The following is a 6,836-nucleotide window of genomic DNA, read 5'->3' as shown; positions in this document are numbered from 1 at the left end:
GGGTATATTCAGGTTATACCCAAGTTATCAACAGACCGTCTTTAATTAAATCCCGAGGCAAACTATTTTTAACTTTATTCTTTTGCCATTTTCCTAACCCGATGGCGCTGCCACATAGCGTGAGGATCACCTCTCCCGTTAGTTTGGTAACTTCATCTAGGCGTATATCCTTGCCATTAAAGTAATCTTTTGCTTGCTCTTTTGTTAGTGCTAAAGTGTTTTTAGACGCTAAGTGACCGAAAGTAGTGGCAAACTCATGCTCTAATCTTACCCCGTTTTTATGGGTAGTACCGATTAAAATCCCTATGCGAGAATATTTGATCTTATCTTGGATTGCTTCAAAGTTGTCAGGAAATAGCCACACCTCCTTATCGCGCTGCATCAACTTACCGTCAAGTTGGGCAATACCAAACTGTTTTTTTAGTACGGATAACAATAGTTGAGCGGTTTTCTTGCCTAGTTCTTCAAAAGGGAAAGCGCCTTTTTTCTGCTTTGGGTTCTTAACTTCAACCGTGCTTAACTTTTTAAATCGAGCAATGAAAAACCCCTCGCTATCATATAGCTGAGGCCACACATGCAAGTATCCTTCGGACGTTGTAGCTTTTTCAGCACCCTCGAATAAAGTCGATAGGTTTTCGACTGCTACTGCTTGAGGGTAATTATCAATGAGATGTTGGCATACTTGCTGATTTTCCAGAGGTGTTAACGTACAAGTTGAATACACTAAGGTACCGCCTGGCTTTAAGGCTTGAAATGCGCTGTCTATCAGTTGCTTCTGCACTTGTGCAATTTCAACATTAGACTCAATTGACCAGTTTTTAAGGGCATTTGGGTCCTTTCTAACAGTGCCTTCTCCAGAGCATGGTGCATCAAGCAAGATGTTATCAAAACATTCATGCATATAATCGCCAAAGATACAGCCGTCAAAGTGAGACAACGCAACATTGCGTATGCCCATACGTTTCATATTTGCTGCAAGGGCTTTGAGTCGAGATGAAGATAGCTCATTAGCGATTAGTACGCCACGCCCATCCATATAAGCTGCGAGTTGCGAAGTTTTCGAACCTGGTGCTGACGCCATATCCAAATTAATATCATCACTGCTGATAGTCGATTTCAGTGCCGTGGGCGGCAACATGGAACTAGCTTCTTGGACATAGATGCAGCCACTTAAATGGATATCTGTGTTGCCGATAGCAAGATTAGCCTCTTCTTGTTCACTTCTTGATATCCAAAACCCTTCTTCACACCAAGGGATCGGTTCTGCCTGCCAATCACTTTTTTCGCAGTAGGCTAAGAATTCCGTGACAGACATTTTTAGGGTGTTGACTCTGACTGCTCGGCGTAAAGGAGACTGGCACGTATCTATAAAGTCTTCGATGCTAAGGTGATCTGGTAAGTAGGTTTTTATGTCGTCTAGAAACGCGCTGGGAATATAGGTTGATTTGTCCACGCAGTTACTCAATTTGAAAGCTATATCTCATTTTACACATTCATGAGTAAAAAATGCATGTTTGTTGTGACGGTTACGATTATTAAACGAAACTCATGGCTGACAGTGATAGGTTATGGTTATATAATGGTCGCGAAATATCGCGAGGATTGCTATGTCTATTATCAAACATTTTTTGGCGGACCCAAAATTATTACTGAATGCGGTTGGAGAGGGGATCTATGGTTTTGACCTTTCTGGCAATGCTGTCTTTGTAAACCCGGCTGCGGAGCGTATGACTGGGTGGCAAAGTGATGAGCTTTTGGGGAAAAAAATACATCAGTACCATCATCACAGTCATGCAGATGGGAGTGATTATCCTGCTGATGAATGTAACATCTACAAAACCATGTTTGATGGTAAAACACGTCAGGTAACCAATGAGGTATTCTGGCGTAAAGATGGGAGCTGTTTTCCTGTAGAATATACCTCAACACCAATTTTCAAAGATCAGCAAATTATTGGAGCGGTCGCGATATTTCGCGATGTATCGCAACAGCACAAAACTGAAAATGCCCTAAGAGAGGCGCTGAATAAAGTTCAAGTGCTTACTGAGCAGCTTAAAGATGAAAATGCCTACTTGCTAGAAACATTAAATGAAAATTGGCAAGACTCGGGTTTGGTGGGTAGTAGTGCAATATTTCAGGCCATGTTGGCGCAGCTTGAACTGGTTAGTCAGACTGACAGTACGGTATTGGTTTTAGGGGAGAATGGCACGGGTAAAGAGCTTGTTGCCAGAAATCTGCACCGCCTTAGTGAGCGCTCAGCACAACCTTTCGTTAAAGTAAATTGCGCTGCTTTTTCACCAACCTTGATTGAATCTGAGTTGTTTGGACATGAAAAGGGGGCATTTACAGGAGCGAATGAGAGGCGTAAAGGACGGTTTGAACTGGCGGATAAAGGAACTATATTTTTAGATGAAATTGGAGAGTTACCGCTAGAGGCACAAAGCAAGTTATTACGCGTCTTACAAGAGCGAGAGTTTGAACGTGTAGGGGGAAGTAAGTCAATTCAAGTAGATATACGCATAGTCGCGGCGACCAACAGGGATTTATGGAAAATGGTCGAGGTGGGGGAGTTTAGAATGGATTTATATTACCGTTTAAACGTTTTTCCTATTCGAGTACCTGCACTACGAGAGCGTATAGAAGATATTCCTGTATTGGCCAACAACCTCATCGTGCAGCTCAACAAAAAGCTGGGTAAGCAACTACGCGGGATCTCCAAAAAGGCTATTCATGCGCTGCAGCGTTATGATTGGCCAGGTAATATTCGAGAACTCCAAAACGTGCTGGAGCGCGAGGCTATATTATCTAAAGGTCGTTTACTTGATTTATCTCAAGCGCTTAACGCTACTGAACACCATAAACCTGAAGACGGTGAGCTGACTTTGGCGCAAGCAGAAGCCGAGCATATATTAAGAGTGCTAGAAATAAGTAACTGGAAGATTGCTGGCAAAAACGGTGCGGCTGATAAGCTAGGGTTACCCGAAAGTACTCTGAGGTCGAAAATGAAAAAACTAAAAATCACCAAACTTTCGTGATATATCGCGTCTATTCGTGGTATTTCGCGACATTGAAAATTTAATGAAAGTAAAATCATTAAAAATCAGGTGTTTATAAACTTTCAGATTGGTCTGAAAGTTGCAGTATCAAGCTTGTGTATTACCAATGTAGCAAATAACATGAAGTTTGATATCAAAGAAGAAGACATGATCATTAAGCCCTATAAACAAGAAGGGCCTATTTACGTCAGAGAGCAAAAAGGGTTCTTCCAAAAAATAAGGAGAAATCTTGGTTGGTTTTTAATGTTAACTTTCGTTCTTATTCCTTGGATCCCTTACAACGGACAGCAAGCCATTCTACTTGATTTTGGTACGCAGCAATTTAGGATCTTTGGTGCTACCTTTCTCCCTCAAGACTTTATGATTCTTGCTTGGATTTTTATGGCGGGTGCTTTTGCCTTATTCTTTGTCACAACTTGGTTGGGTCGAGTTTGGTGTGGCTATACTTGTCCACAAACGATTTGGATGCTGATGTTTACTTGGGTTGAGCACCGAGTGGAGGGGACTCGCAATCAAAGAATAAAGTTGGACAAATCAGACTGGAATAGCAAAAAAATCGCTAAGAAAACGGCAAAACACGCTATTTGGTTGATAATTTCCGTGTTTACCGCCACGTCATTTATGGCATATTTTATTCCCGCGAAATCGCTGTATCTCGATATGTTTACGCTTGAGTGGACTGGCCTGACTTGTTTCTGGGTATTTCTATTTGCACTATGCACTTATGGAAATGCGGGCTTTCTACGAGAAAAAATGTGTACCGTTGCATGCCCATACTCTCGTTTCCAATCGGTTATGTTTGACAAAGATACGCTAGTCGTTACCTATGATAGTGAGCGTGGCGAAAACAGAGGTCGCCGTAAACGCAAAGACGATCCAAAGCAACTGGGGCTCGGCGACTGTGTAGACTGTAATTTATGTGTTGAAGTTTGCCCAGCTGGTATTGATATTCGTAATGGTCTGCAATATGAATGTATTAACTGTGGTTTATGTATCGATGCGTGTAACGAAACGATGAATAAATTTGGTTATCAGCCAGATTTGATTAAATACCAGAGTGAACATGAACAAGCGGGTAAAAAGTCAAATCCGTTTAGGCTAAAAATTGTAGGTTATGGTGCGATTACCGCTTTGATAATAGTTACTATGGTGATTTGGGCATTCAACCGTACGCCCATAGAAGCCTCTGTCATTCGCGACCGAAATGCGCTTTATCGTGTTAACTATGAGGGCTTAGTCGAGAACCCATACACCTTAAGTGTAATAAATAAAACGCAACATGATTTGACTTACACTGTAAGTTTGAAGGGACTGCCAAATGCGCAGCTGACCGCCCCAATTACTACGCATATCGCCGGTGGCGACATGGCATTGATCCCAGTAACAGTTACAGCCGATGGTTATGAACTTAAAGGTAAGCGAACTCCAATCCAATTCACTATAGAATCGCAACAAGATGCCAATATTAGCATCACGAAGGACAGCTACTTCTATAAAAACTAATTTACACTCCCCCCGACTCAAGGCGCTTGCATTATGAAGCGCCTTTTTTGTGTGCGTATACGCACAATCTGCCGCTAAATATATGGCTTTCTCTCTGAACTTTTAGCGTATAAGCTTATCTTTATTGAGAATGAGTTTTATTAGCTGAATGTTATGTTTAAAAATACATCACAAAACTATGGTTTGTTAGCCATCATCTTTCACTGGCTCAGTGCACTGGTAGTATTTGGTATGTTCGGTCTTGGATTGTACATGGTTGAACTCAGTTATTACGATCCTTTTTATCGTGACGGCTTACACATTCACAAAAGCATCGGGATACTGCTGGCAGCTTTGATAGTTCTTAGGCTGATTTGGAAGGTTGCCAACCCTAACGTGAAGCCCGAAAGCGAAGCAACTCCCATGGATAAATTGCAAAACATAATAGCGCATGTCGTTCACGTCGTTTTGTATCTTGGCTTGTTTGGGCTGTTTGTCACAGGTTACTTAATCTCTACCTCGGATGGCAGAGCAATAGAGGTATTTAACTGGTTTTCTGTTCCGGGTATTGGAGAGCTATTTGAAGAACAAAGCGATATTGCAGGCACTGTGCATTTTTACATTGCATGGGGACTCATTGGATTAGTAGCGCTACACATCGTGGGAGCGCTAAAACACCACTTTATTAATAGAGATCGTACCTTAGTTCGAATGCTTAAGGTACCAAACACTACAAAAGTTGAGGATTAAAACATGAAAAAGACAATGATTGCACTGAGCATGGCTGCTATGACTTTATCAGCTGCTGTGAGTGCTGCGGATTATGTAATTGATACTAAAGGTGCACATGCTTTCGTAAACTTCAAAATTAAGCATTTAGGTTATAGCTGGTTGCATGGTCGGTTTAATAGCTTTGAAGGGGATTTTAGTTATGATGCAAAGAATCCCAATGCATCGAAAATCAATGTAGTAATCGATACCGCATCTATTGACTCGAATCATGCTGAACGTGACAAACATTTGCGTGGCAAAGATTTTCTTAACGTAAAAGCAAACCCTAAGGCGACTTTTAAGAGTAACTCCATTACTTTTAGCGATGATACAAATGCGAAAGTAAAAGGAAGCTTCACGCTTAATGGAGTAACAAAGCATATCGAATTTGATGTTCAAAAAGTGGGTGAAGGTAAAGATCCGTGGGGAGGGTACCGAGTTGGCTTTGAAGGTGAAACCCAGTTAAAACTTACTGATTATGGCATTGACTACGATCTAGGCCCGGCGTCAACACACGTTACCATTGGTTTGCATTTAGAAGGTATTCGTAAATAATCGCTAAGCACCATGTGTTGTTATACACATGGTGCTATTTCCCTACTTTAAGTTGGGTGTACTTTTTCAAACGTAAGATACGTTTTAAAAAGTCAGTGTTTAAAGATGCTAGCCAGCTGTGGCTGAAACTGTTCTGGTAACCAACGAGACATTGCCATTCTAAACTGCTCGCTTTTGTGTGCTTGTTTTAATGCTTCGCTAATTACAGCTATTTGTTCCTTGCCAATCGCATTGTTATTACAGCCCGCATATCCAGCAGTTATCTGTGAGGCGATACTCAATCTGGCTTGTGTCAATTCATCTTGCGTATCTACATGTAATTTGTGGTAGTGGTGCTCGCTTGGGTATCCGAGTATCACATCGACTCTTTTTTTGAGTAGCATAAAAGTTAAACTCTCTAGCGTATCTCTACCAGGCCTGACAAGTACTTGCTTAGTCGGTAAACTCGCCAATAATGCATCAATTTCATTACCAAAGGAACGGTTTGCTGCAACGCCAATGGTTAGCCCGTGTTCAGTTACCAGTTTTTCTAAATCTATTGCACTGTTTGTAATGCCAAGCGACTGTGCGACATCTTTCCTTAGTGCTGCAGAGGTTGACAATCCGATGGTGGAGTACTCATCACTAAAAGCGATATGTTTTTTTCGTTCGGCCGTTTTGTACAATGAGATCATACAGTATTGGTTGTTGAAATTAGAAAGCTCATATATAGCCCTAGATGCAGGGAACACTTTATAATTGAAGGTATAGTCGGGCATCTGTTGTTGAATGAGTTTTATCAACAGCTCGTCTCGTCCTTGCCCTTCCAAGTTGTCAGAGAGGATATAATAAGGAGCAAAATCTATAACAATCCAGGTTATTTGCTTTGCAAATACAACACTAGATTGAAGGACAATGAAGAGAAATAAGATGATTTTGATCAAATTGGATCACTCTTGCTGAACTTACAATAAGCTTAGCATTGTTTGTGAT

6 protein-coding genes are annotated in these 6,836 nt (G+C 41.3%); 4 read left to right on the top strand and 2 right to left on the bottom strand.

All coding sequences use genetic code 11. The features are described 5' to 3' along the window. Positions 1-13 precede the first annotated feature (13 nt). Positions 14-1,453, bottom strand: coding sequence for a 16S rRNA (cytosine(1407)-C(5))-methyltransferase RsmF (gene rsmF, locus L1D50_RS20280; protein WP_239966682.1), 1,440 nt, complete (start codon positions 1,451-1,453; stop codon positions 14-16). A gap of 154 nt (positions 1,454-1,607) precedes the next feature. Here rsmF and L1D50_RS20275 point away from each other — a divergent pair, with 154 nt between their 5' ends. From L1D50_RS20275 to L1D50_RS20260, 4 genes are all read left to right on the top strand, one after another. Then, positions 1,608-3,035: a sigma 54-interacting transcriptional regulator gene (locus tag L1D50_RS20275; protein WP_128728288.1), complete on the top strand. Its 1,428-nt coding sequence runs from the start codon at positions 1,608-1,610 to the stop codon at positions 3,033-3,035. Between the two features lie 141 nt (positions 3,036-3,176). Beyond that, positions 3,177-4,559, top strand: a complete 1,383-nt coding sequence (gene ccoG / locus L1D50_RS20270) for a cytochrome c oxidase accessory protein CcoG (protein ID WP_128728287.1) — start codon at positions 3,177-3,179, stop codon at positions 4,557-4,559. 153 nt (positions 4,560-4,712) lie between these two features. Then, positions 4,713-5,288, top strand: a complete 576-nt coding sequence (locus L1D50_RS20265) for a cytochrome b (protein ID WP_128728286.1) — start codon at positions 4,713-4,715, stop codon at positions 5,286-5,288. Positions 5,289-5,291: 3 nt separating this feature from the next. Continuing rightward, a complete protein-coding gene (locus tag L1D50_RS20260) occupies positions 5,292-5,864 on the top strand; it encodes a YceI family protein (RefSeq protein ID WP_239966681.1) in 573 nt (190 codons plus the stop codon). A 92-nt stretch (positions 5,865-5,956) separates the two neighbouring features. Here the strand turns inward: L1D50_RS20260 and L1D50_RS20255 are convergent, their stop codons facing one another. Continuing rightward, a complete protein-coding gene (locus L1D50_RS20255; protein ID WP_128728284.1) occupies positions 5,957-6,787 on the bottom strand; it encodes a transporter substrate-binding domain-containing protein in 831 nt (276 codons plus the stop codon). Between the last annotated feature and the right edge of the window lie 49 nt (positions 6,788-6,836).

It is taken from the genome of Pseudoalteromonas sp. Isolate6 (assembly GCF_022398435.1).
GTDB lineage: Bacteria > Pseudomonadota > Gammaproteobacteria > Enterobacterales > Alteromonadaceae > Pseudoalteromonas > Pseudoalteromonas galatheae.
This window is presented reverse-complemented; position numbering and strand designations above follow the sequence as displayed.